General features: G+C 43.0%; 19 protein-coding genes and 1 tRNA gene. 13 read left to right on the top strand and 7 right to left on the bottom strand.

The genetic code is table 11. From position 1 onward, the window contains the following. The first annotated feature begins 74 nt into the window (after positions 1 to 74). Together trxA and F6K46_RS40140 are read left to right on the top strand one after the other, a co-directional pair. Positions 75 to 395, top strand: coding sequence for a thioredoxin (trxA, locus tag F6K46_RS14265; protein WP_293056886.1), 321 nt, complete (start codon positions 75 to 77; stop codon positions 393 to 395). 101 nt (positions 396 to 496) lie between these two features. Next, positions 497 to 823 (top strand): hypothetical protein, encoded by a 327-nt coding sequence (locus F6K46_RS40140; RefSeq protein ID WP_364305466.1) that lies wholly within the window; start codon positions 497 to 499, stop codon positions 821 to 823. Between the two features lie 105 nt (positions 824 to 928). Here F6K46_RS40140 and F6K46_RS14255 read toward each other — a convergent pair whose 3' ends face one another. After that, a complete protein-coding gene (locus F6K46_RS14255; RefSeq protein WP_293056884.1) occupies positions 929 to 2,821 on the bottom strand; it encodes a serine/threonine-protein kinase in 1,893 nt (630 codons plus the stop codon). A gap of 489 nt (positions 2,822 to 3,310) precedes the next feature. On the opposite strand from F6K46_RS14255, the gene F6K46_RS14250 reads away from it, so the two are divergent. Together F6K46_RS14250 and F6K46_RS14245 are read left to right on the top strand one after the other, a co-directional pair. Next, a complete protein-coding gene (locus F6K46_RS14250) occupies positions 3,311 to 4,228 on the top strand; it encodes a TIGR04168 family protein (RefSeq protein ID WP_293056882.1) in 918 nt (305 codons plus the stop codon). A gap of 81 nt (positions 4,229 to 4,309) precedes the next feature. Beyond that, positions 4,310 to 4,394: transfer RNA gene (locus F6K46_RS14245), tRNA-Ser, on the top strand. A 123-nt stretch (positions 4,395 to 4,517) separates the two neighbouring features. Here F6K46_RS14245 and F6K46_RS14240 read toward each other — a convergent pair. Further along, positions 4,518 to 5,072, bottom strand: coding sequence for a Dps family protein (locus F6K46_RS14240; RefSeq protein WP_293056880.1), 555 nt, complete (start codon positions 5,070 to 5,072; stop codon positions 4,518 to 4,520). Positions 5,073 to 5,386: 314 nt separating this feature from the next. Between F6K46_RS14240 and F6K46_RS14235 the strand changes: the two genes are divergently transcribed. Beyond that, positions 5,387 to 5,944, top strand: coding sequence for a (2Fe-2S) ferredoxin domain-containing protein (locus F6K46_RS14235; RefSeq protein ID WP_293056878.1), 558 nt, complete (start codon positions 5,387 to 5,389; stop codon positions 5,942 to 5,944). 686 nt (positions 5,945 to 6,630) lie between these two features. On the opposite strand, the gene F6K46_RS14230 is transcribed toward F6K46_RS14235, so the two are convergent. Then, entirely contained in the window at positions 6,631 to 7,020 is a 390-nt protein-coding gene (locus tag F6K46_RS14230; RefSeq protein WP_293056867.1) for a nuclear transport factor 2 family protein, read from the bottom strand. A gap of 342 nt (positions 7,021 to 7,362) precedes the next feature. On the opposite strand from F6K46_RS14230, the gene F6K46_RS14225 reads away from it, so the two are divergent. The 6 genes from F6K46_RS14225 to F6K46_RS14200 all read left to right on the top strand — a co-directional run bounded on the left by F6K46_RS14225 (position 7,363) and on the right by F6K46_RS14200 (position 13,760). Beyond that, positions 7,363 to 8,226 carry a Tab2/Atab2 family RNA-binding protein gene (locus F6K46_RS14225; RefSeq protein ID WP_293056855.1) on the top strand — a complete coding sequence of 288 codons (864 nt, stop codon included), beginning with the start codon at positions 7,363 to 7,365 and terminating at the stop codon, positions 8,224 to 8,226. After that, the gene (locus F6K46_RS14220; RefSeq protein WP_293056842.1) at positions 8,211 to 8,408 is read left to right on the top strand and encodes a hypothetical protein; all 198 of its coding nucleotides are present in this window, start codon (positions 8,211 to 8,213) and stop codon (positions 8,406 to 8,408) included. Before F6K46_RS14225 ends, F6K46_RS14220 begins: the two co-directional genes overlap by 16 nt. Next, complete coding sequence (locus F6K46_RS14215; RefSeq protein WP_293056839.1) at positions 8,405 to 9,739, top strand: TldD/PmbA family protein; 1,335 nt, start codon at positions 8,405 to 8,407, stop codon at positions 9,737 to 9,739. Before F6K46_RS14220 ends, F6K46_RS14215 begins: the two co-directional genes overlap by 4 nt. Positions 9,740 to 9,851: 112 nt before the next feature. Continuing rightward, positions 9,852 to 12,479, top strand: coding sequence for a chloride channel protein (locus F6K46_RS14210; protein WP_293056826.1), 2,628 nt, complete (start codon positions 9,852 to 9,854; stop codon positions 12,477 to 12,479). 165 nt (positions 12,480 to 12,644) lie between these two features. Then, a complete protein-coding gene (locus F6K46_RS14205; RefSeq protein ID WP_293056811.1) occupies positions 12,645 to 12,800 on the top strand; it encodes a hypothetical protein in 156 nt (51 codons plus the stop codon). Between the two features lie 39 nt (positions 12,801 to 12,839). Beyond that, positions 12,840 to 13,760 (top strand): Uma2 family endonuclease, encoded by a 921-nt coding sequence (locus tag F6K46_RS14200; RefSeq protein ID WP_293056798.1) that lies wholly within the window; start codon positions 12,840 to 12,842, stop codon positions 13,758 to 13,760. A 24-nt stretch (positions 13,761 to 13,784) separates the two neighbouring features. Here F6K46_RS14200 and F6K46_RS14195 read toward each other — a convergent pair whose 3' ends face one another. Further along, positions 13,785 to 13,934 carry a hypothetical protein gene (locus F6K46_RS14195; RefSeq protein ID WP_293056788.1) on the bottom strand — a complete coding sequence of 50 codons (150 nt, stop codon included), beginning with the start codon at positions 13,932 to 13,934 and terminating at the stop codon, positions 13,785 to 13,787. Positions 13,935 to 14,149: 215 nt separating this feature from the next. On the opposite strand from F6K46_RS14195, the gene F6K46_RS14190 reads away from it, so the two are divergent. Both F6K46_RS14190 and F6K46_RS14185 read left to right on the top strand, forming a co-directional pair. Beyond that, positions 14,150 to 14,557 (top strand): hypothetical protein, encoded by a 408-nt coding sequence (locus F6K46_RS14190; protein WP_293056785.1) that lies wholly within the window; start codon positions 14,150 to 14,152, stop codon positions 14,555 to 14,557. Positions 14,558 to 14,825: 268 nt separating this feature from the next. Next, entirely contained in the window at positions 14,826 to 15,680 is an 855-nt protein-coding gene (locus F6K46_RS14185; RefSeq protein WP_293056782.1) for an Rpn family recombination-promoting nuclease/putative transposase, read from the top strand. A 154-nt stretch (positions 15,681 to 15,834) separates the two neighbouring features. Here the strand turns inward: F6K46_RS14185 and F6K46_RS14180 are convergent, their stop codons facing one another. The 3 genes from F6K46_RS14180 to F6K46_RS14175 all read right to left on the bottom strand — a co-directional run bounded on the left by F6K46_RS14180 (position 15,835) and on the right by F6K46_RS14175 (position 23,253). Continuing rightward, positions 15,835 to 18,369, bottom strand: coding sequence for a HEAT repeat domain-containing protein (locus tag F6K46_RS14180; RefSeq protein ID WP_366510700.1), 2,535 nt, complete (start codon positions 18,367 to 18,369; stop codon positions 15,835 to 15,837). After that, the gene (locus F6K46_RS40135; protein ID WP_366510699.1) at positions 18,264 to 19,508 is read right to left on the bottom strand and encodes an NACHT domain-containing protein; all 1,245 of its coding nucleotides are present in this window, start codon (positions 19,506 to 19,508) and stop codon (positions 18,264 to 18,266) included. The genes F6K46_RS14180 and F6K46_RS40135 overlap by 106 nt, the downstream gene beginning before the upstream one ends. Positions 19,509 to 19,800: 292 nt before the next feature. Further along, positions 19,801 to 23,253 carry a HEAT repeat domain-containing protein gene (locus tag F6K46_RS14175; protein WP_293056779.1) on the bottom strand — a complete coding sequence of 1,151 codons (3,453 nt, stop codon included), beginning with the start codon at positions 23,251 to 23,253 and terminating at the stop codon, positions 19,801 to 19,803. Between the last annotated feature and the right edge of the window lie 25 nt (positions 23,254 to 23,278).

Below are 23,278 nucleotides of genomic sequence, written 5' to 3'. Positions count from 1 at the left end.
ACTGTTATTGACTTTTTACCCTTTACCGTTGACTATAAATTTGTGGTAGTTTTAAAAAATTTCAAGAATATATCATGAGTACAGTTGCTTACATCAAAGACAGTGAATTTGATGCACTTTTAACCTCTGAAGTTCCAGTTGTCGTTGATTTTACAGCCCCTTGGTGTGGTCCATGTCGTAAAATTGGTCCTTTAATGGATAAACTTTATGAAGAGTACAAAGATCGCGTTAAGGTAGTAAAAATCGATATTGATGCCGACAAAGCTACTGCAAAAAAATACAGTATCCGCAGCATTCCTGCGGTGCTGATTTTTAAGGGCGGTGAAGTGGTAGAAACTATTGTAGGAGTTGCTGACTATGAAAAATTTACTGCCGCACTTGAACAGCAACTTTAGGTTTAATTAAAAACATAAAAATTTAAAAAACTTTCTGAATTCTGAGTTTAAGTCTGACTTATTTCCTTCAAGCCATGACATGTAAATGAGGAGAATCGGCAATGGAGACAACTCAATCAGTCCGATGTCCCAACTGTGGGAATATGGCTCAACGTCACTACTTAATCGGTTCTCAAGCATCACATTATGCTTGTGCTGGAGATCAGGTCACCAAAACTGAATGCCCAGTTTGTGACTATTTAATGGTAATGTGTTCTGTGAGCGGTAATGTGATCGAAGCTTACGCACCAGGTAGAAAAGTTATGGCTAATTCGGGCAAATTTCCCGAAGTAGTGCACAAAGAAAGTCCTGCTTTTATAGAAGTAGCAATGAATCGCAATCCCAGGTTAGTTGCTAGTAGTAAATATCAATTAACTCCTGTAGGGTAAAACAAGTAAGCTATCAGCTAATAGCTGATAGCTTACGGCAAAAGGGCACTGGGATATATCTTTTTTATTTGATTTCAATAATAGACAGTTTAACGGCACAATAGCTTATCGAGCATACTGCTGAATTGTGGCTTGAGCACTGGCATAGACGGAGGTACCTTTAGGAATTTGTTTCAAATAATCCAAAGCCTTAGTGTAGTTCTTTAAAACAGCTTGGTTATAAGCCATCTTTGAGAGATACTTAGCCCGAATTTCTTGCTTAGCGGTATAGTCAACAATTTTTTCCTGAGCCTTAGGATAGGCATCGGTATTTTGAGGAATTTTTTTCAAATATACCAATGCATTGGTAAAGTCTTTCTGAGCAGCTCGATTGTAAGCCTGCTGAAGAAGGAAGTTTGCTTTTATGTTTCGCTTTTGAGTGTACTCCGGAATTTTTTGTTGAATTGTAGCGTAGGCTTTTGTTCCCTTTGGGATTTGTTTAAATGTGTTGAGTGCACCAGTAAAGTCTCTCTCGATAGCCTGGTTGTAAGCCTGCTGTAGTAACTGGTAAGCTTCCTTCTCAAGATTAGCTTGAGATTGGCTGACCATAGGTTCTATTTGCTGTTGCCAGAAGACAATATTAGGAATCTGACTAGCTTGCTCAATTACCTCTACCCATTTCTGTTGCTCAAAGGCAGTTTTTATCTGGGGAAATAGGGCTTTGGCATCTTGCCAATCTTTTTTCCACTGAGCGATCGCATTTTGAGCATCTTGATAGTTTTCACTATCTTCCGGTATCGATTTTACCAGCTTCAGCGCTGCGTCTAAATCCCCTTGCTGGTACTTTTCCTCAGCCTGTGCTAGCTTAGTTTCTGCCTGGTTGCCACCCGATGAGAACAAGAAGCCTCCAGCTACTACTAACAAGGCTACAGATGCGGAAACTCCCATGGCGGTGAGATTAAGTCCACTAGACCTTCTGGTAGGAATAGTAGGCACAGAGGGATAATAAATGTCTTCTGTTTCCTCTGTTTCCTCTGTTTCCTCTGTTTCCTCTGTTTCCTCTGTTTCAAGAGTCTCTGGTTCAATTGGCTCACCCAGATTATCGTCAGTTTTTTGTTTGTAGGGGTTTGGGGATGTTGGTGGTGCTGAAGACATTGGTAAGTTTATAGATGGTTTAGAACTAGTTAAGGAATGGAGTGCCTCCAAAACCTGATCAGCAGACTGGTAACGGTCTTTGAAGTAATAGCGCACCATCTGCTGAATAATGCCAGCGAAATCTTTAGTGACTGTGGCGTAGTCCTGCCAAAGGGCTTCTCCGGTTAATGGGTCTTCTTCTAGGTGTAAGGGTTTGAGTCCTGTGAGTGCCTCAATGGCAATCATCCCTACAGCATATAGGTCACTACAGGGACGAGGTTTACCGAGAATTTGCTCTGTTGGTATATACCCGAATGCCCCCAAAGCCGCTATGGCACTAAATTGAACACCAACTAATGGTGTCCGTACCTGCTTAATACCGCTAAAGTCAGTTAAAACTAATTTGCTATCGTCTGATCGTCTGATCAGATTGTCTGGCTTGATATCACCATGAATCACCCCTTGGCGATGCACAAATGCCAAAATCTCTAAAACCTCTTGTAGCAGATTGATTACTCTGCTTTCACTCCAGGGTTGATTGAGTTCCTCACTCAGGGGTCGTCCAGGGATGAAATCTTGAACTATGTAGAAGCTATGGTCAATTTCTAGGCAATCTAAAATTTTGGCAACTTGGTCATGCTGACAGATAATCTCCAAAATTTTAGTTTCACGATGAAATATATCTTTTGCAGCTTGCCAGGAGTCAGGGTCATCAGTAACAGGACGGAATTGTCTAACAATACATTCGGGATTTCCGGGTCGGTAAGTGTCTAACGCAATACAAGTTTGACCCCAGCTCACACGGTTAAGGATGTCAATAACTTGATAACGTCCATTGATTAACTGTTCTGGTCCTGCTCCTGGGCTAAACGCTAATCTAGACATACGCTTCTTACTAACCGCTTACGTTGATGTTTCCTGTGAAAGTGTTGATGGTGCTTCAGAGCAAGGAGAGCAATAGGCCGAAGGTGCCGAAGGTGCCGAAGAATGGAAGAATGGAAGAATAAAGTATTTCTGATCTCCGTGATCTGAGCTATCTCCGGTATCTGCCCGTCAGACTAGATACTATTGAGCAGATTAAACAGCCCTAGGGGGGGACACAGAGTAGAGACGGTAGAATTTGCCAATAGTTTCAGATCAGCCATCACGAATGCCTCAGATCCGTTAGAGACTCCTCAAGAAAAGTCACACTTAATGTATTCTTCAGCTATCAGCTGCTCGATCCGGATGCTCAGAAACAACCTCTGTGCAAAGGGCTGATGGGATAATGGATTAATGGGATAATGGGGTGATATGTAGTATTCTTTTTTCGATGTTATATTGCTGTTTGCCCTTTTGCCTTTATCCTGGAGAAGGGGCGATAGTTACACAAGCATGACGATTCATCAAAAACAATCAATCCAAATTGCCGTTGTTGGAGACATTCATCAACTGTGGGAACCGGAAGATGCTATAGCTCTTGAGCAGTTGGGTGTGGATCTGGTCTTATTTGTCGGGGATTTCGGCAATGAGGCGGTGGATATAGTCCAGATGATTGCTGCGATTGACCTACCCAAGGCGGTGATTATGGGAAACCATGATGCTTGGTATACTGCTTCGGAATGGGGAAGGAAAAAGTGTCCTTATGACCATGAAGTAGAAGATAGGGTACAGCAACAGTTGGATCTATTGGGGTCAACCCATGTGGGTTATGGTTACCTTGACTTCCCAGATTTGAATCTCTCTGTAGTTGGTGCTCGCCCTTACAGTTGGGGTGGGCAGACTTGGCGCAATAAGAAGTTTTACAGGGAACAGTATGGCATTAATAGCTTTTCTGAATCCGTTGAGCGCATTCTAGCAGCAGTGCGTAGTGCGGCTTACGAAACGGTAATCTTGATCGGTCATAATGGTCCGACGGGACTAGGTGAGCAAGCAGAAGCTCCCTGTGGTAAAGACTGGTATCCTACTGGTGGTGATCATGGGGACCCGGATTTGGAAGATGCGATCGCAAAAACCTATTCCTTGGGTAAAAACATTCCCTTAGTCACCTTTGGTCATATGCACCACATCCTCAAGCACACCAAAGACCGACTACGAACCAGGATTGTTACTAGTCCGGAAGGGACTGTATACTTAAATGCAGCCAGTGTGCCTCGAATTCTCGAAACCGATACAGACCGATTGCGGAATTTTTCGATAGTGTCTCTCAAAGGCGGTATAGTGGATCAAGTATCCCTGGTCTGGGTGGGTAAGGATTACTCGGTGGTATCTGAAGAATTACTTTACCAGGCTTCTGAAGCGTTGCTGGTATAAAACAAAGTTATAAAACAAAATTTTATAACTTTGTAGAGATGGTCGCCATCCTGGCCACGGATTGTTAATATAGATTTGCCTGGAGAGGTGGCAGAGTGGTCGATTGCACTCGACTTGAAATCGAGCGAGCCGAAAGGCTCCGGGAGTTCGAATCTCCCCCTCTCCGTTTTATATTTCATATTGGTTCAAAGTTAAGACATGAGGGTTGACCGTCAACCCTCATGTCTTAACTTTCTTGATGCTGTTTTTCTTGATGCAGTAAGGAGTGGGAAATTAGGTTGAAGTTGGTTTAGTTTGCTCCATTGCCCATAAATCCCATTACTAGGCTGTCCGGAGCCAGGAAATGACTCAAATGATAAGCCCGTTCTTCAGTCTTGAGCAAGATTTTCTCATAAAGATAGCGGGTGGCTCGATCGCCCAGGCTTTCTGTTTGAGCAGCTTGACTGCGTACTAACTGAATGATTGACTGCTCAGCTGCTAAGTCATGTTCTACCATCTGGCGAGAGTTGTAAACTCCATCAGATTCAGGAGTGAAGCAGCACAATTCAGCTAATTTGGCAAAACTAGTAGCTGGAATTCCTCCTAGTCCATTCAAACGCTCTCCTAAGTCATGGACATGATCTTGAGCATCCTCGTAGCTTTCTTCAAAGAATTTATGCAAGGAGTAAAACTCTGCTCCTTCCACAACAAAGTGGTGTTTTTGATATTGCAAGTACAACCCTTGGAAACTGGCTAAAGCTATGTTTAATCCTTCACAAACAGGGGTGGTAACGTTTTTTTCCAGCAAAATTGGATTGTCAGCAATTTCACCAAAGGAGCGTAGTAGACCCTGAGTTGTAGACATAATAGTGTTCACCTCTTGTTTTCATTAAGTGTGCCTTATTGCCAGGCTATTAAGTAGGCTAACACATCTAATCTTATTTAATCTAGACTCCCAAATGTCGCTAATAACACAATTTTTAACTTTTCCAGAAGCTCTATTGACGATTATTTGTGATAGATTAGTTGAGAGAGATTTTTGATTAGTCACGACTCCGTGAACGGGATTTGTCTTGGTAAAATCTGCTTAAATCCAGCACATTATAAAGATTGAGTGCATAAGGATGGCAATTTTTAAGGTTGATTAAAGAAAAACAGTTTTCCTAGAGGTAAATAACTATGTCTAAGTTGAAAGAGCCAGTCTCAGAGTTTAGTGTAATAGGACAGTTATTAGACTTTGTCATTAAGGATGGCTATAAAATCAAGTACTTAAGAATTACTGTTTCAGATGTCGAATATTGGATTAAGTTATCTAAACCTCTCAGAAAGAGCTTGGATCCAGCGATTATCCCTGGGGCGTGGATTGAGGTGAGTGGCACCAGCAAACTAAAGCGCAAAACTCGAAAACTTATACTTAAAGCCTATGAGGTGAGCCTTGCTGCTCCCCCCCACCAGCAGCCAACAACTGTTTTGGTTCCCAAAACTCCCAGCCGGAAAGCGAGTATTTTAGTTTGTCAGAAATCCAGTTGTCGGAAACGGGGGGGTCAAGCGGTGTGTAATGCGATCGCATCGAGTTTAAAGGACCATGGTTTAGAAGACCAAGTCAAGATTAAAGAAACTGGCTGCCTCAAACAGTGCAAACATGGCCCTAACCTAGTGATGATGCCAGACAAAGCTCGCTACAGCCAAGTGGCTCCCCAGCAAATTCCCACCCTGATCGAACGACACTTTGTCTAAAACATTGCTCTAGTATTAATCATGGGGAGATCGACAGGATGGTTTGATTCTCCTCAGCATGCCCTCACGCTAAAGCCTGGGGTTACACAAGCGAAGTCCACCTAGGTGACGAAATCTTCCCTTTATACTCGACACGGACATAAACTTTGCTTTCCCTCTCTTCTCCCCTCTGATTAATACCAAGTGACCTTAGTACCTAGCACTTTCTTCCCATCACCCCATCACCCCATCACCCCATCACCCCATCACCCCAATCACCCCATCACTCCATCACCCTATCGATTTCCCTAGCATTGAGGTGATTCGCCAACAGGAGCATAACTTGCTATGGGTAGTTTTCAACTGTATCCAAAATTAATTGATAATTTTTTTTGTTTATGTGATAATCTACTCTTTAAAGACGATACTCTATATCTCTAGTGGTAAACACCAGAAACTCGGTAATTCGGGGTTAAAGAGAATAAACTCTTCCCCAATTACCTCTTCCTGAACCCTATAGGGGATTCGGTTTTGCTGGAAATTTATTCCTAAATATTATTAATAAGCAAACGTTGAGTTATCGATGATGGATGATAAAAACAATCCGGATAGCCAACAGAACCCTTCCCAAAAGTCGGGAAATTAGAAATTTACGTTTTTAGGGGGAATGTCCCAAACTGGGCCTTCAAACCAGGTTTTATCTGAAGTTAGCCCATTAGTGGACTGCCGTGATGATGCACCAAATACCAAGAGCCAGCCATAAGCTCAAACATATTGGTTGCTATGGATTCTGCCTCAATCCTTCTACCCTTGCTAACTTGCAACACTTTTTCTAGCACAACAACGTAGGCAAGAGTGTCCCTGACTTCAGTAGCAATAATCTCTGGTTCAATTTCCAGGTATTGGGTATTCTTGAATATCAGTTCCCAAGATGAGCGAATCTGCCGCCAACCTTTGATTACATCACGTCCAGGGTGAATACAAAGACTACCAGTGCCTTGAGACCAGACCTTACTCATGGCTTCAATGTCCTTTTTCTCAAAAGCTCGATAAAACGCTGTGTTGGCGGCTAATACGTCTGTGCGATCGCTACTCATAGTTTTTTGTTGACTTTCACAATTGTGAATATATTTAATTATATATAGTTAAATAGAATTAATCACATCTTAAGCATTCAGCAGTCAGTGGTCAGCAGTCAGTGGTCAGCAGTCAGCAGTCAGCAGTCAGCGGTCAGTGGTCAGTAGTCAGTGGTCAGCTGATTTTATTCAAAAGCACCTCAAGTAGTGTGGCACAGGCTTCTAGCCTGTGATGTAACCCATAAGCTGATAGCTGATAACTGATAACTGGTAGCAGATTGCTGAAAGCTGAATGCTGAATGCTTACGGATTGCGCTCTTGGAGCCGTATCATAAATATGGGTGAGATTATCTTAATGGTGGCATGGAAACAATTTGGGAACTCGATTTTTACTCCCGCCCAATTTTGGACGAAAATCAGAAGAAACTTTGGGAAGTCTTAATTTGCGAGAGTCCTTTGGACATCAACCTCTCACCTGAGACACTGTTTCAATACGCTAGTTGGTGTCCCAACCAGCAGGTGAATTCAATTTGGTTGGGGCAGGCTTTGTCAGATGCGATCGCAAAAGCTCAACAGCCACCAACCAAGATTCGCTTCTTTCGGCGTCAGATGAACAATATGATTACCAAAGCCTGTAATGAGCTGAATATTCCAGCTCAACCCAGCCGTCGCACCTATGCTTTGGAGCGATGGCTAAAACAAAGGATACAGGACTTTTATCCCAATCAACCAGGCTATGACCCCGCCGCCGCTGCTTCCTCATTTGTCCGTTATCAATCCCCCATCCCTAAACCACTACCCGATGCCTTGCAGGGACAGAAGTGGGCAGTTGTAAGTCTACAAGCCGCTGCCTTTGAGGAAATGAACGAGTGGGATATTGACTTTGGTGAAGCCTTCCCGGTCTCGATCATGGACATTGCCCCAGAAACCCCCATTCCCGGTCTGATTATATTTTCCCAACGAGCTAAACCCCTAGCGGCATGGATGTCAGGTTTAGAGCTATCCTTTGTGAGACTTGACACTACTGATGATAAGCCAAAGTTGTTACTGGAAACTGGTGCCAATGAAAGCTGGATTCTCGCTAACCTGACCAAATCCCAAATTCTGGCAGAGGCAAAAAGCTTTGAAGAAGCAAAGCAGAACGCTAATCTTGTCCATTTTCTGGCCGTACAATCGAGTCCAACCTCAGAACGGTTTGCTGGATTTTGGCTATGCCGGGAGTTATAAGACAAGGCAAAAGGCAAAAGGCAACAGGCAACAGGCAACAGGCAACAGGCAACAGGCAGAAGGTAAAAATAAATTGTGAGAATTTTTCTTCCCTACTCCCGACTCCCGACTCCCGACTCCCGACTCCCGACTCCCTACTCCCTACTCCCTACTCCCTACTCCCTACTCCCTTTGCAATATGAGTGCTGAAACTATACCGCAAGAGCTGCAAGCTGAACAACTGTTAGACTTAGCAGCTAAATCAGGAGCGACTAGTGCAGAGGTTTATCAGTCGCGGTCGCTTTCTCGTCCTGTGTTTTTTGAAGCTAATCGGCTCAAACAAATCGAAAGTAGTCAATCGGAAGGGACAGCGCTACGGTTATGGCGAGACGGACGTCCGGGACTAGCAGTGGGCTATGGAGCAGTGGCAGCCCAAGATTTAGTAGACCGGGCAATGGCCATGACTGCACTCAATGAACCAGAATCTATAGAACTGGCTGATGGTCCGAGCGCTAACTATTCCGACTCACCAGAAACTATACCGATAGAAGAATTAGTAGCAATGGGCTCCGATGCGATCGCATTAATTCGCGATGCCTACCCAGAAGTATTGTGTAGCGCTGAGTCGGAATGGGAGTCAGAAACCACTAGCCTAATTAACTCTGAAGGATTACATTGCTCTTACACTGACACAACCCTCAGTTATTTCCTTGGGGTTGAATGGGTCAGGGGTGAAGACTTTTTAAGTGTCGGTGATAGTACAGAAATTCGATTAAGCCCATCTTCAACCAAGGAAAGCCTAAACACTAACAAAGTCCTAGAGCAAATTTTACAACGGCTCAACTGGGCAACGGAAAATGTCTCTACTCCCAGTGGTCGTGTGCCAATTTTGTTGACCTCTAAAGCAGCGGATTTGCTATGGGGCACTGTGGAAGCAGCCTTAAATGGAAAACGGGTACTTGAAAAAGCCACCCCCTGGAGTGATAGTCTAGGTCAGGTGGTTACCTCAAAAAACCTGACCCTGTTTCAAGAACCCAATCCTGAATTTCCCTACAGTTGCCCCTTTGATGATGAAGGCACCCCTACCCAATCCCTCGTATTCATCAGTGAAGGGCAATTGCAACAGTTTTATTGCGATCGCACTACCGGTCGCTTACTGGGAACTGGCACCACTGGCAATGGATTTCGCCCTAGCCTAGGCAGCTACCCAACCCCTGATCTAGTCAACTTACTGATTAAACCAGGCCAAGGGTCACTCAATGACTTAATTGGGCAATTAGACGAAGGATTAGTCATAGACCAGATTCTTGGCGGTAGTGCTGGCATCTCTGGTGACTTTTCCGTCAATGTTGAGTTAGGTTATCGGGTGCAACAAGGAAATATTATTGGTCGAGTCAAAGACACCATGGTAGCTGGGAATGTCTACAACACCCTTAAACAGTTAGTAGTACTGGGTGATGATGCTGACTGGCAGGATAGCATCTATACACCCTCTCTAATTGTGGAAGGACTATCGGTAACCTCTAGTCATTAGTGGGTTAGTGCTCGGTGCTTGGTGCTTATTTTTTTGTAACTATAGAAATTATCCTGGTATTTACAAAGCAGCCACGAATAATCACTAATGAAAATTAACTAATGATCAATCAATGATCAATCCCATTACCCAATGGCTGATCCCCAAAAGAAGTCTTGCCCTTGCCGAAGCCTGTCTGATTGGATTGGTCTCAGGACTCTCAGCAGTATTACTCAAACAAAGTATTGGCTGGTTAGGGAGTTGGCGGCTTCAAGCATCTCTGATCCTACCCCCTAGCTTTGCCCTACCCGCTTTTGGACTCTGCTTAGGATTACTGTGCGGATTCCTGATTGAGTTTCTAGCATCAGAGGCAACTGGTAGTGGCGTACCTCAGATCAAAGGTGCCCTTGCCCGGTTTCCCATCGCGATGAATTTACTAGTTGCTGCGGTCAAGTTGGTCAGCACTATCCTATCTCTGGCGGCGGGAATGACTATGGGACGGCAAGGCCCAACCGTTCATATTGGGGCAGCTTTGGCAGCTCAATTGACTCGCTGGGTACCCACCTCTCCTGATCACCGACGTCAAATGATCGCCGCTGGGGCTGGGGCTGGATTAGCCGCTGGGTTTAATGCTCCCCTGGCTAGTGTAGCCTTTATCTTTGAGGAACTGTTACCAGATTTATCTAATATAACCCTCGGTACTGCTATTCTAGCATCTTTTATTGGTGCCGTGGTTTCCCGGCTATTGGGTGGAGGGACCCTAGATCTTAATCGGGAACTAAGCAACTTTTCCAGCACCTTTTCCGCTCTTGAGATTCCCTTCTATTTGTTGTTGGGGGTGTTAGCTGGATTGCTAGCAGCTTTGTTTAATCAGGGAATTCTGGCCAGTCTGAATTTTTACGACCGCCTTAAGCTGAGCTTGCCATTGCGGATTGGTATAGCTGGGATGCTTAGTGGGTGTATTGTAGCACTGCTACCGAAGCAGTTCCATAACAACAGTGGTTTGCGGGAGTTGTTGCTCAGTGGTAATGTCGGCTGGAAATTTACCTGTCTTGCTTTTCTGGTCTACTTCTTACTGACCATAATTGCCTATGGTTCTGGAGCACCAGGGGGGTTGTTTCATCCCTCCCTAGTATTGGGTTCCGCATTAGGCTATTTAGTCGGCATCGGTGAGTATCATCTGCTCGGATTAGGTGTTCCGATTACCTACGCCTTGGCAGGGATGGGAGCATTTTTTAGTGCTGTTTCCAAGGTACCCATCACCGCCATTGTGATCGTGTTTGAGATGACAACGGACTTTAATCTAGTCCTACCGTTAATGATCACCTGTGTGGTTTCCTACCTAGTTGCCGATCAATTAGCCAAAGGGTCTCTCTATCAACGTTTGTTGGAGAGGAAAGGCTACAGCTTGCCTCAAGTAAAGGTGGACAAAAGAACTTTAGTTGGTTTGAAAGCATCTGACATTATGCAGCGCCGGGTAGAAACCCTAGGGAGTCAGATGACCTTAGATCAAGCCATTCAGACCTTTAGTAATTCTAGTCATCGCGGCTTTCCAGTAGTTGCTCAGGGGAAATTGGTCGGGATTATTACTCAAGAAGATATTGCCAAAAATCGAGACCAACTGCCTGGAAACACCCCTATAAAAGAGATGATGACTCCACAACCGATAACAGTTAGACACAATGATACCTTAAGCCACGTTCTCTACATTCTTAATCGTTATCAACTCAATCGGTTACCTGTTATAGAAAGCAGAAAGTTAGTCGGAATCATTACCTTTAGTGATATTATTCGTGCCGAAGCTAACCAACTTAGTGGGGAAAAAGAGCAACTAGGACCAAGTCCTGATCCCTCCTATGGTGTCTATTATACTCGCGCTCCAGCTACCGGTAGTGGACGGATGTTGGTTCCCTTAGCTAATCCGCAATCAGCACCAGTATTGTTAGAAATAGCTACTGCTATTGGCCGCGATCGCGACTATGAACTTGAGTGTTTGCAGGTAATACCCATCTCTCGCAGCAGTAGTCCTGCTCAGACAGCAGTTGATACTACTAAAAGTCGCAGATTGCTAAGGCAAGCGGAAAGGCTAGGGCGACGGTGGGAAATGCCAGTTCACACCCAAATCCGGATATCCCACGATACCGCTCAAGCCATTCTAGAAACCATTAAACAACGACATATTAATCTAATTTTGATGGGATGGAAAGGAGCACCATCTAATAGTCCTAATCAGATTTTTGGTAATATTATCGATACCTTGATTCGACAAGCTCCCTGTGATTTAGTATTGCTGAAATTACCCCAAGGCAAGGAAGTAATAGAAGATGTTAAATCTTCTAAGTACGGTTCACTAGCTAAGACCTGGAAGCGTTGGTTAATCCCCATTGCTGGTGGACCGAATTCTAGACGTGCCCTACAATTAATCCCGATACTAGCAACCCTTGCTAAAGCAGAGCAAATCGTAGTAACTCAGGTTTTTAACCCTCAAGCTGGGGAACCTGTAATGACTAGCTTGGAAAAAGCTACCTATTTCCTCCGTCAACAACTCAAAGGTATTAGTAATGTGGTATCAATTCCAATCCGTTCCTATTCTGTTTCTGATGCTTTGATTCGTTTAGCCAAGGCTCACAAGTATGATGTAGTGGTGATCGGAGCTAGTCGAGAGGGATTATTGGAGCAGGCGATCCATGGCAATATTCCAGAAGCGATCGCACGGGGTGTTGATAGTACTGTGATTTTGGTTAGGGAAGCGCTTCATTAATTAGGGAATCGGGAGTCGGGAGTCGGGAGTCGGGAGTCGGGGTAAGCATTCAGCTGTCAGCTGTCAGCTTTCAGCAGGAAATAGCTGCGAGTAGTTTCTGATATTATCACAAATTGGGATTGAGTTTTATAGCAATTCTAAATATAGAATGAACAATCTTGCTGATTGATCATAACATCAAAAACTATTCGGATTTCTTTTATACTGCTTCCTGATCCGAAGTTACCTACTCCCTACTCCCTACTCCCTACTCCCTACTCCCTACTCCCTACTCCCTACTGGCTGACAGCTGACGGCTTAATGCTTACCGACAGTTGTTAAAATCAAACTCATCATTCCGACAAAAATTGAGGTAATCTCATGTCACTTGCCAAACCCTCATTTAAAAAAGTTATTCTCCCTCATCCGGCCAAAGACACCCTGCCCACCATGTATGATTTACCCAGTGAAGAGCCAGAGGAGCCCGGTTTGCCTGACGAATTTCATCTTTGGCAACCACAACTGTGTAGTGAAACATTTCGCCCTCCCAACTATGAGAGCGAAAGAGTGTTTGTCGCCAGTGATTTAAATTTATATTATGACCCCAACCATACCGCTTGGTACAAACGACCGGATTGGTTTGCCGTAGTAGGGATTTCCCGATTATACCAGGGACAACAGCTGAGAATGAGTTATGTGATCTGGCAAGAAGAGGTCAGACCAATTGTGGCCATAGAATTGCTTTCTTTCAGTACCAAAGATCAAGACCTTGGTTACAGTGAACGAACGGGAGAAGCACCGACCAAATGGGAAGTGTACGAGCGAATTTTAGCAATTCCCTACTATGTTACCTTTGATAGACTCAGCAATGAATTGCGAATTTTTCAGTTAGATGGCGGCAGCTATCAACTCCAAACCATAGACAATTCTAAATTTTGGATGCCTGAGTTGCAATTGGGTTTAGGTCTATGGCGTGGGGGATATCGGGGCTTAAATCGGTTGTGGCTACGTTGGTATGATCAACAGGGAAATTGGATTCCCACTAACGCAGAACAAGCTGAACTTGAATACCAACGAGCTGAAATTGAACGCCAACAGAAGGAACTAGCTCAACAACAAGCTCAACAGGAAAGTCAACGAGCTGAACTTGAACGCCAACAGAAAGAACTGGCTCAACAACAAGCTCAACAGGAAAGTCAACGAGCTGAAATTGAACGCCAACAGAAGGAACTAGCTCAACAACGAGCTGAACAATTAGCAGAACGGTTACGACAGATGGGTATTAATCCCGATGACATTTAACCCCTGTCTCAGTTTTTCTGAAAGCTATAAGCGAACAGCGATTAGCGCTACGCGCACGCTACTTGAGGTGCTATCAGCTAAAGGCTGACGGCTGATGGCTGTTCGCTGATTGCTGACCGCTGACCGCTGACCACTGACCACTAAAAACTGACATTTTATAATTCTATGTTCCAATTTCAGCTATCAATTAAACCAGTAACCATGCTAACCCTTTAATTGTAACTAATTATTACAAAATTTACAAATTGCCTTGACTTTTTTTTGTTTTAGGTTGACAATAAAAGTACCCAATGGTTATACTATAATCATGAAAAAAAAGCCGCGCTTTCTGCCGAGCAAGCGCCAAGCGCGGCTTTCTACCCAATTACAATTGAGGTAATTCTATAATAATGCGAAAAAAACGATTTGTTTATCTTCCCATCGATTACCACGAAGCGATAGAGCGTCTTGAGCAGCTTGCACAGCTTGAACAGAGGGAGTCTCAGGAGGAAAATTCCTATCCCTATCCCATCACCGAGCGCGAGCAAATCCTAATCCGACTGTACAGTTACTGCCAATTGGGCATGACACCGCAACAGTTCTACCAGAAGTGGGACTTGACGAGGGAAGATATAGCCTTGATCTGCTCCTGTTCCGTTCAAACCGTTAACGGCTGGTTTAGCACCAGTCGTCGCTGTTACCCTCCCACTGCTGGTCACTTGCGCCATCTGGCCATCATGGATTTCTTGCTTGAAGATTTTGAAACAATTCCGAAACCCTTATTGGAGCGATTGTGCTCGAAGGAGGTCAGAATTTAGAATTTAGAATGAAGAATTTAGAATTTAGAATTTAGAATTTAGAATTTAGAATTTCACACCTACACAGAATTAATTACTTACTCTCAATCTCGGTAATCCTTACATTGTCAGGTTTGGAGTTTTGTGAAATGTGTAATCAATTTTGTATACCTGCTAACAAATTCTCAATTCTTCATTCTTCATTCTTCATTCTTCATTCTTCATTCCCAATTCTTCATTCTTCATTCTCCATTCTTCATTCTTCATTCTCCATTCTTCATTCTAAAATATGCTTTTCCCCTTGCCAGATAAATACATTGACCTGCTCACGGATTTCGGCTTTAAGCGCGTCTTTGGAACTGAGCCCAACAAGGCACTGTTGATCGATTTCTTGAATACGCTGTTACCTCCCCACCATCAAATTCAGGATGTCACCATTAAGAATCCCGAGTTTTTAGGTAACACTTTAGTGGAGAGAAGAGCGATTTTTGATATTTATTGTCAGAGCACAACCGGTGAACGCTTTATTGTGGAAATGCAAAAGGCAAAACAAAATTTCTTCAAAGACCGCAGTGTTTACTATGCCACTTTCCCTATGCAAGAAAAGGTGCAACAGAGAGATTGGAATGATCAGCTAACCGCAGTCTATAGCGTCAGTATTCTGGATTTTATTTTTAATGACCATAAGCACGATTCAGAACTGTTGCATGTGGTAGAGCTAAAAAACCAGCGGTGTGAAGTGTTCTACGATAAATTGAAATTCATCTATGTGGAACTACCGAAATTTACTAAATCAGTTGATCAACTAGAAACCCATTTTGACAAGTGGTTATTTTTATTCAGGCATCTTGCCCAATGTAATGCTCCCCCTGAACCCTTGCAAGAGGATGTGTTTGCCCAGCTGTTTGAAGTGGCCGAGATTGCCAACTTTTCTTCTGAAGAGCAAGCCCTGTATCAGGATAGCCTCAAGGTCTATCGGGATATGTATAGTGTTACCCAAACCTTGATTCAGGAAAGTCTCGAACAAGGTAGACAACAAGGTATAGAACAGGTTGCTAAACAGATGAAGGCAGCAGGATTACCCCTGAAGGATATTGCTCAATATACGGGGTTGAGTGTGGATGAGATTAATCAGTTGTCGTAAGAATGGATAATGAATAATGTAGAATTAAGAATGTAGAATTAAGAATGTAGAATTAAGAATGTAGGGAGAATGCATAATAATTACAAATTATAACTTCTAAATTAGAAATTTGCAATTCCCAATTCTCAATTCTTAATTCTTAATTCTTAATTCACTATTCTAATTGCTCCTTAGCAAACTGCCGCAGTTTAGGATCGGGGTCATGCTCTGCTCTATTCTGTAATAAAGACCGGTTTTGGGCATGGTTAGGATAATATTCGAGAATGGCCTTAAGGGCTACTTGTCGAGGATTTGTCTCCCAGTCTTCCTTACGCTCAAAGGTGTCATTGAGAGTGCGATGCTCTGAAAGAGCCGCTACGCGATTGGCCGTAGGCCACGCTACGCGATCGCATAAAAATTCCCATAACCAAGGCTGATCGTGCCAACCTTGAGCTAACTGTTCTATTGCTGTACCTCGCACCATCGAATCAATATCAGAACGAGCCCATTCTTTAAGTAGGGGTAAGGTATCTTGGTGGTGTTTGTAAACTTGAGCTAGCTGTTCAATTGCTGTACCTCGCACCCTCGAATCAGTATCAGAGCGAGCCGATTGTTGAAGTAGGGCTAAGGTATCTCGATGGTCTTTGTAACTTTGAGCTAACTGTCTAATTGCTGTACCTCGCACCAACGAATCAGTATCAGAGCGAGCCGATTGTTGAAGTAGGGCTAAGGTATCTGGATGGTCTTTGTAACCTTTAGCTAACTGTTCAATTGCTTCACTTCGCACGAACGAATCTTTATCAGAGTGAGCCGATTGTTGAAGTAGGGCTAAGGTATCTGGGTGGTCTTTGTAACCTTTAGCTAACTGTTCAATTGCTCTACGTCGCACCCTTGAATCTTTATCAGAGCGAGCCGATTCTTGAAGTAGGGGTAAGGTATCTTGGTGGTCTTGGTAACCTTGAGCTAACTGTTCAATTGCTTCACGTCGCACATCCGAATCAGTATCACAGCGAGCCGATTCTTGAAGTAGGAGTAAGGTATCTCGGTGGTCTTGGTAACCTTGAGCTAACTGTTCAATTGCTGTACCTCGCACCCTCGAATTTTTATCAGAGCGAGCCGATTCTTGAAGTAGGGGTAAGGTATCTTGGTGGTCTTGGTAACCTTGAGCTAACTGTTCTATTGCTTCACGTCGCACCCACGAATCTTTATCCGAGCGAGCCGATTGTTGAAGTAGGGGTAAGGTATCTTGGTGGTCTTTGTAACCTACAGCTAACTGTTGAATTGCTTCACGTCGCACCCACGAATCAGTATCAGAGCGAGCCGATTCTTTAAGTAGGGGTAAGGTATCTTGGTGGTCTTTGTAACCTTGAGCTAACTGTTCAATTGCTATACGTCGCAGCAACGAATTTTTATCAGAGCGAGCCAATTCTTGAAATAGGGGTAAATTATCTGGATGGTCTTTGTAACTTTGAGCTAACAGTAGAATTGCTGTACGTCGCACCCTCAACTTTTTATCAGAGCGAGCCCATTGTTGAAGTAGGGGTAAGGTATCTCGATGGTCTTGCCAATGGGTTGCTACTGCTACCAAAGCTTGAGTGATAATATTATATACTAAAATTGCCTCATTTCCATACTTCTCATAATCATAATTTAGATCATAATGAATTAAGTCTTTGACGCGATTCAGTAATTCACTATCCGTTAATTTAATCTCATAGCGATTCCTAACCTCAGACAAACAATCCGCTGCCAGAAATAAATTTACAAACTTATCCTCTTCTCCATCTTGTGCTATCAAATACTCAATAACCTCGCCAGCTTTCTTGGAATCAATCATGCCCGTAATCAACCTCAGCACTTCATGCCAATATTCATCCCGCCAGTGTTTACCAAATACCTCCGTTTGTAACTGTTCTAGGGAAATCTCCTGGGTTTTCTCAAATTTCCTTACAAATTCCCAAGCACAGAAATATTCCAAAAATGTCCGATGCACAAAAGCGTAATAATCAGCTCCCATGAAACACAAGATAAAATTGCGGGTGCGCAACTGATTAATCATGACCTTAGCCACCGCTCTCGGGTCATTAACATCCCGTAATTTCAACTCCTCTTTGATAATCCGTTCTAAATCTTCCCCACTAATCAGATTTCCCGCTAATCCTGCTTGATTGCCCTGCATGAAATCTGCTAGTTTGGCTAGTATCTGTTGCTTATCTTTATAATCAATCGTCTTCGGGTCAACACGATTATCTTCTAGTAATGCTCGTTCCACATCCCATTGATGGAGCAGTAATCGAGAGGATTGGTTATAGAGTTCAGAGCGGTCACGAGGCAATTCTTGATTGCGATTCAGGATTGCCATCATGGTTAGTAATAAGGGATTTTGCGCCAGTTGTCGAATCGGGGAGGATGTCTCAATTGCTTTTTGTAAGCGCTCCCTTTTCCTAACTTTATCGGCTTGATCAGTATCAGTAAAGGTTAATTCATGCCATTGCTGGATAAAGGTTTGGATTTGTTCCGACTCCAAGTCTTGGAGCATAACATGACGAAATTCAGCATCCCGTAGCCGTTGGGGTTTATAACCAATTACCCGAGATGTCACAATTACTCGTACCTTAGGATACTTATTCGTAAAGCGATGAATCTCCTTAATAACATCTTCTCGTTTCCCTGGCTCAAACACTTCATCCAAGCCATGGCCGTTGGCCACGCTACGCGAACAAACATCACTAATGCCTTACCAGCCTTTAACTGCTGATCAAGGTGATGTTGATTGAGATGACATATCGCTCCACTGCTTTGATGGCAGAATTCCAAGAAGTTATTACATTTTCCACTATCGCTATTCCGGATATAAGTGCGTAATTCAATCAGTAAGGGAATTAGTATAAAACTCTCAGTAGTTAGATCAGTTCTTGCCCAATTTAAGGCTAAATATTGCAACAACGTAGATTTACCAGAGCCTGGGTCTCCTAAAACCACCAAATAGCGATAGTCTTGAGATTCCTCAATTACATCCAATACGGATTTTATCGGCTGTTGATAATAACGCTTTTTAGCTCGTTGCAACTCCTTTTGGTCAATTTCCTGTTCTAGTTGACCACTCTCTAGCAGTTTTTGATAATAATCCTTAGGAAGTTCATGAATCGCCTCCGGCATCAAGTCATGAACCTCTCGCACATTTTGGTGGATAAATATCTTCCAAAGTTTTAGTGCATTATAAGCACAGCCACTAGTATCTAAACTATCCAATTTGACATTACCATAGCTCTCTAGGAGTGCTTCTTGATATTCTCTTAAGTCAAAATCTGGGGTAATTCCTGCTTTCGTATTTTCTGCGATCGCTTCCAAGGTTTGGGAATCTCGGATAGGCCGTAACTCGTCTGATTCCCGAATAATCGTTTTTACTTCCTTGAGATACCGTTTACCAATATAGTGCCAATCAAATCCTTCCGGTAATGGTAATAAGTCAAGCTCAATCCAAGTCTTATCTAATTTTTCGGTATCTATTCGTTTACAGCGATACTTGAACGCACTTCCCAGGATAGCTTTAATGGATTTATTGTTAATATACTGCTTGAGGGTTTTAGTATATTGTTTTACTTCTTGCTCAGAGAAATCAGCATCTTCTAATTCTTCTTGCACTAATGCCACAAATGCTTTTAAGGCTTTACCCAAGAGTTTTTTCTGGGTATTTTGATCGGATAGTCCGGTATACTCTTTGATAGACTCTTTGAAAAACTCTTTAGTGTAGTCTTCTAGAGCCTCTTTAGCCAACGGACCAATCACTTCCTTGGCCAGATAGCCACCGGCACTAGAAAGTCCCCAAGCTGCTAACAAATCCAGCATCTTATTGGTAGTTGTTTTTTGCTTTATCTATAATTATAGACGAAAGGCAATCAGAGGTTGTCTGAGAAGTCTCATTTGCTACATCCAAGCCTCCTAAATCCCCCAATTTTGGGGGACTTTTAGAAGCAAATGGACTCTTTTTCCCCCCAAAGTTGGGGGGCTAGGGGGGCAAAATTCAGTATAAAAAAACTTTTCAGATATCCTCTCAGTTTGACCTGGTGGTGCGTTACGGGACGGACTATCTCAACACTTGCTATGGCTTGCGTCTTGGCGAGCCCGTCCCTAACACACCCTACGCCTTCATTCTAAATTCTTCATTCTTAATTCTTAATTCTAAATTCTCCTTAGCAAACTTCCGCAGTTGAGGATCCGAGTCATGCTTTGCTCTATCCTGTAATAAGGATCGGGTTTCGGAATGGTTAGGATAATATTCCAGGATGGCATTAAGAGCTACTTGTCGAGGATTGTCATCCCAGTCTTCCTTACGGTCAAAGGGTTCATGGAGAGTGCCATCCCATAAAAATTCAAATAACCAAGGCTGGTCTTTCCAACCTTGAGCTAAATGTTTAATTGCTGTACATCGCACATCCGAATCAGTATCACAGCGAGCCGATTCTTGAAGTAGGGCCAAGGTATCTGGGTGGTCTTGGTAACCTTTAGCTAACTGTTCTATTGCTGTAACTCGCACCTGCCAATCAGTATCACAGCGAGCCCATTGTTGAAGTAGGGCTAAGGTATCTCGGTGGTCTTGGTAACCTTTAGCTAACTGTTCAATTGCTGTAACTCGCACACTCGAATCAGCATCAGACCGAGCCCATTGTTGAAGTAGGGCTAAGGTATCTCGGTGGTCTTTGTAACCTTTAGCTAACTGTTTAATTGCTGTAACTCGTACCCACGAATCAGTATCACAGCGAGCCCATTGTTGAAGTAGGGCTAAGGTATCTCGGTGGTTTTTGTAACCTTTAGCTAACTGTTCAATTGCTGTAATTCGTACCCACGAATCAGTATCACAGCGAGCCAATTCTTGAACTAGGGCTAAGGTATCTTGGTCGTCTTTGTAACCTTTAGCTAACTGTTCTATTGCTTTACATCGCACATCCGAATCCGTATCACAGCGAGCCAATTCTTGAAGTAGGGCTAAGGTATCTTGGTGGTCTTTGTAACCTTTAGCTAACTGTTCTATTGCTCTAATTCGCACCTGCCAATCTTGGTCAGAGCGAGCCGATTCTTGAAGTAAGGCTAAGGTATCTCGGTCGTCTTTGTAAGCTTTAACTAACTGTTCAATTGCTGTAGCTCGCACCCACGAATCAGTATCACAGCGAGCCAATTCTTGAAGTATGTCTAAGGTATATATGTGGTTTTTGTAAGTTTTAACTAACTGTTCAATTGCTCTAACTCGCACCTCCGAATCAGTATCACAGCGAGCCGCTTGTTCAAGTAGGGCTAAGGTATATTGGTGGTCTTTGTAACCTTTAGCTAACTCTTCAATTGCTCTAATTCGCACCGACGAATCCGTATCACAGAGAGCCGATTGTTTAAGTATGGCTAAGGTATCTTTGTGGTCTTTGTAACTTTGAACTAACTGTTCTATTGCTCTAACTCGCACCCACAAATCCGTATCAGAGCGAGCCAATTCTTTCAGTACGGCTAAGGTATCTTTGTGGTCTTTGTAACTTTGAACTAACTGTTCTATTGCTCTAACTCGCACCCACAAATCCGTATCAGAGCGAGCCAATTTTTTAAGTAGGGCTAAGGTATCTCGGTGGTCTTTGTAACTTTTAGCTAACTGTTCAATTGCTGTAGCTCGCACCCACAAATCCGTATCAGAGCGAGCCAATTTTTTAAGTAGCCCTAAGGTATCTCGGTGGTCTTGCCAATGGGTGGCTACTGCTACCACAGCTTTAGTGCGAATATCACGGACTAAGTTGGTTTCCTCTCTATACTTGTTATAAGTATAATTTAGATCATCATGAATTAAGTCTTTTACGCGATTCAGTAATCCAATATTCGTTGATTTAATCTCATACCGATTCCTAACCTCAGATAAACAATCCCCTGCCAGAAATAAATTATTAAAATCATCCTCTACTTCACCTTGTGCCATCAAATACTCAATAATCTCTCCACCTTTGTGGGAATCAATCATGCCCACAACCAACTGTAGCGCTTCATGCCAATATTCATCCCGCCAGTGCTTACCAAATACCTCATTTTTCAACTGTTCTAGGGAAATATCCTGCTTTTTCTCAAATTTCCTTACAAATTCCCGAGCACAGAAATATTCCAAAAATGTCCGATGCACAAAAGCGTAGTAATCTGCTCCCATTGAACAAAAGATAAAATTGCGGGTACACAACTGATTAATCATTACCTTAGCAACAGCTTTAGGATTAGTAACCTCCCGTAACTTCAGCTCTTCTTTGATAATTCTTTCTAAATCTTCCCCACTAATCAGATTTCCCGCTAATCCCCCTTGATTACCCTGCATGAAATCTGCCACTTTTCCCAATATCTGTTGCTTATCTTGATAATCAATAGTCTTCGGTTCAACACCATTATCTTCTAGTAATGCTAGTTCCACATCCCATTGATGGAGCAGTAAGCGAGAAGATTGGTTATAGAGTTCAGAGCGGTCACGAGGCAATTCTTGATTGTGGTTCAGGATTGCCATCATCGTTAGTAATAGGGGATTTTGCGCCAGTTGTCGAATCCGAGAGCATGTCTTAATGGCTTTTTGTAAGCGCTCCTGTTTCCTAACTTTATCGACTTGATCAGTATAGGTTAACTCATGCCACTGATCGATAAACGTTTGAATTTGTTCCGACTCCAAGTCTTGGAGCATTACATGACGAAATTCAGCATCCCGTAGCCGTTGAGGTTTATAACCAATTACCCGAGATGTCACAATTACTCTTACCTTAGGATACTTATTTGTAAAGCGATGAATATCAGTAATGACATCTTCTCGTTTCCCTGGCTCAAACACTTCATCCAAGCCATCAAACATCACTAAAACTTTACCAGCCTTTAACTGATCATCAAGTTTATTTTGATTCAGATGACCTATCGCTCCACTACTTTGATGGCAGAATTCCCAGAAATTCTGACACTGTCCACTATCGCGATTCCGGATATAAGTGGGTAAGTCAATCAGTAACGGAATCCGTAGAGAACTTTCAGTAGTTAGATCGGTTCTTGCCCACTCCAATGCTAAATATTGCAGCAAGGTAGATTTACCAGACCCTGGGTTTCCTAAAACCACCAAATAGCGATAGCCTTGAGAGTTCTTGATCACATCCAATATCGATTGAATTGGCTGTTGATAATAAACCTCTTTAGCTCGTTGCAACTCCTTTTGGTCAATTTCCTGATCTAGTTCACCACTCTCTTGCAGTTTTCGATCATCATCCTTAGGCAGTTCATCAATCCCCTCCGGCATCAAGTCATGAACCTCTTGCACATTTTGGGGGATAAATATATTCCAGAGTTTTAGTTCATTATAAGCACAGCCACTAGTATCCAAACTATCCAATTTGACATTACCGTAGCTCTCTAGGAGTGCTTCCTGATATTTCCTTAAATCAACATCTGGGGTAATTACTGGTTTAGTGTTTTCTGCGATCGCTTCCAAGGTTTGGGAATCTCGGATAGGCCGTAACTGATCGGATTTCCAAATAATATTTTTTACTTTATTATTGTTATTCTTTTTTCCTTTCTTGATATAGTTTTTACCAATATAGTACATAGTGCAAATCAAATCCTTCCGGTAA

Source organism: Moorena sp. SIO3E8 (genome assembly GCF_010692445.1).
Lineage (GTDB): Bacteria > Cyanobacteriota > Cyanobacteriia > Cyanobacteriales > Coleofasciculaceae > Moorena > Moorena bouillonii.
Note: the sequence above shows the minus strand (reverse complement) of the source record. Positions and strands in the feature narration are given on the sequence as shown.